The sequence below is a fragment of the Synechococcus sp. R5-13 genome (genome assembly GCF_047462015.1).
GTDB lineage: Bacteria > Cyanobacteriota > Cyanobacteriia > Thermostichales > Thermostichaceae > Thermostichus.
Genome location: NZ_JANSIL010000161.1, coordinates 2,501 through 5,227 on the forward strand (window position 1 = coordinate 2,501; position 2,727 = coordinate 5,227).

The 2,727-nt window shown below is 58.6% G+C and carries 2 tRNA genes and 2 rRNA genes (1 of these 4 running past the window's edge); all 4 read right to left on the reverse strand.

Going from position 1 to position 2,727, the window contains the following annotated elements:
- Nucleotides 1–444, reverse strand: a 23S ribosomal RNA gene (locus tag NW840_RS12195) (it extends 2,365 nt beyond the left edge of the window).
- A 233-nt stretch (nt 445–677) separates the two neighbouring features.
- Nucleotides 678–753 (reverse strand) — tRNA-Ala (locus tag NW840_RS12200).
- Nucleotides 754–842: 89 nt separating this feature from the next.
- Nucleotides 843–916, reverse strand: a tRNA-Ile gene (locus tag NW840_RS12205).
- Between the two features lie 123 nt (nt 917–1,039).
- Nucleotides 1,040–2,512, reverse strand: a 16S ribosomal RNA gene (locus tag NW840_RS12210).
- Together the 16S and 23S rRNA genes with 2 tRNA genes alongside form the textbook arrangement of a ribosomal RNA operon.
- Between the last annotated feature and the right edge of the window lie 215 nt (nt 2,513–2,727).

Consider the following 2,727-nt stretch of genomic DNA (forward strand, 5'->3'; position numbering starts at 1 on the left):
CCGATTCACACGGGATTTCCCCTGCCCCGTGCTACTCGGGATCCGGCCGGCGCCTTTGAGCTTTCGGCTACAGGACTTTCACCTTCTCTGGTGCAGCATTCCAGCTGCTTCCCCTAGCCCGCCGGCTGCCGTTTGGCCGTCCCACAACCCCGCCCAGCCGTAGCTGAGCGGTTTAGGCTCTTTCCCGTTCGCTCGCCGCTACTGAGGAAATCACTTTTGTTTTCTTTTCCTGCGGCTACTAAGATGTTTCAGTTCGCCGCGTTCGCCCCTTTGGCCTATGGATTCAGCCAAAGGTGACAAGGCTTGCGCCTTGCCGGGTTGCCCCATTCGGGAACCTGCGGATCACCGCTTTTGTCCAGCTCCCCGCAGCGTTTCGTCGGTAACACGCCCTTCCTCGCCTCTGCGTGCCTAGGTATCCACCGTGCGCCCTTAACTGACTTGACCTTTTCACCTCACGTAACATTGGTGTTCTACCTGCCTCATGCCCCCAGGTTGCTGCTGCTTCCCCCAAGCCAAGGCTTGGAGGGCTCAACCCAGAAGCATGCTGCTCTCTTGCTATGCAGTTTTCAAAGTGCTGGCCGGCTCAACCCGGCTGGAGGCTTGTGCTCGGACCCAAACCCCTAGCCCGGTCGTCAACCTATCCAACTGGAGAACCCCTTCCCGGCTCCTCACCAAAGTGGTGGAGGTAAGCGGACTCGAACCGCTGACTTCTGCCGTGCAAAGGCAGCGCTCTACCAGCTGAGCTATACCCCCAATCCAGACTGCACCCACCCTCTGGCTTTGCCCTCAGCTTGGCCAGCTCGCTTCTAGCTTGCTAGCTCTCCCTTCTCCAGGACAAACAGTGGGCCATCCTGGACTCGAACCAGGGACCTCACCCTTATCAGGGGTGCGCTCTAACCACCTGAGCTAATAGCCCTCCCCTCGGTTCCCCTCCAGAACCCCAGTCAACCATCCCCTCAACCCCGACCGACCTGGGATAACCTTTGCTGGCCTGAGGGTGGTCTAGCTCCCCTCAGATGCCCCAAGGTAGGTCTCCCTAAAAGGAGGTGATCCAGCCGCACCTTCCGGTACGGCTACCTTGTTACGACTTCACCCCAGTCACCAGCCCTGCCTTCGGCGGGTGCTCCGACTTCGGGCATGGCCAGCTCCCATGGTGTGACGGGCGGTGTGTACAAGGCCCGGGAACGTATTCACCGCAGCATGCTGATCTGCGATTACTAGCGATTCCGCCTTCACGCAGGCGAGTTGCAGCCTGCGATCTGAACTGAGACGCGGTTTTTGGGATTGGCTCACGCTCGCGCGCTCGCGACCCTTTGTCCGCGCCATTGTAGCACGTGTGTAGCCCAGAGCGTAAGGGGCATGCTGACTTGACGTCATCCTCACCTTCCTCCGGTTTGTCACCGGCAGTCTCCCTAGAGTGCCCAACTCAATGCTGGCAACTAGGAACAAGGGTTGCGCTCGTTGCGGGACTTAACCCAACATCTCACGACACGAGCTGACGACAGCCATGCACCACCTGTGTCCGCGCTCCCGAAGGCACCCCCACGTTTCCGCAGGGTTCGCGGCATGTCAAGCCCTGGTAAGGTTCTTCGCGTTGCATCGAATTAAACCACATGCTCCACCGCTTGTGCGGGCCCCCGTCAATTCCTTTGAGTTTCACACTTGCGTGCGTACTCCCCAGGCGGGACACTTAACGCGTTAGCTCCGACACTGACCGGGTCGATACGGCCAACGTCTAGTGTCCATCGTTTACGGCTAGGACTACTGGGGTATCTAATCCCATTCGCTCCCCTAGCTTTCGTACCTCAGCGTCAGTTGAGGCCCAGTTGCGCGCTTCCGCCTCAGGTGTTCTTCCCGATCTCTACGCATTTCACCGCTACACCGGGAATTCCCGCAACCCCTACCTCACTCTAGCCGGTCAGTTTCCAGGGCCTTCCCACAGTTGAGCTGTGGCCTTTGACCCCAGACTTGACCAGCCGCCTACGTACCCTTTACGCCCAATAATTCCGGATAACGCTTGCCTCCTCCGTCTTACCGCGGCTGCTGGCACGGAGTTAGCCGAGGCTTATTCCTGGGGTACCGTCAGCTTTCGTCCCCCAGAAAAGAGGTTTACAACCCAAGGGCCTTCCTCCCTCACGCGGTATTGCTCCGTCAGGCTTGCGCCCATTGCGGAAAATTCCCCACTGCTGCCTCCCGTAGGAGTCTGGGCCGTGTCTCAGTCCCAGTGTGGCGGGCCATCCTCTCAGACCCGCTACGGATCGTCGCCTTGGTAGGCCATTACCCCACCAACTAGCTAATCCGACGCAGGCTCATCCTCAGGTGGATTGCTCCTTTCAGCTTCCGCCTGTATGGGGTATTAGCAGCCGTTTCCAGCTGTTATCCCCCGCCTGAGGGTAGATTCCTACGTGTTACTCACCCGTCCGCCACTAACACCCGAAGGTGTCCGTGCGACTTGCATGTGTTAAGCATACCGCCAGCGTTCATCCTGAGCCAGGATCAAACTCTCCGTGTCAATTCAAGAGCTTGTCTCTGGAAAAATGGAAACTTGACAGGGTTGAATATGCAGCCACCAGCCGACTCAGGGAGCCTGCTGTGCTGCTTGGCGATGGTTGACTGAACGAGTTACTTGTCAAGGTTCTGGGGCGCCGGGGCTGGGTGGCCTTGTGGCGCTTTACTACCCTATCCCCACCCCCACCACCCCGTCAAGATATCCAACCCAAAATTTTT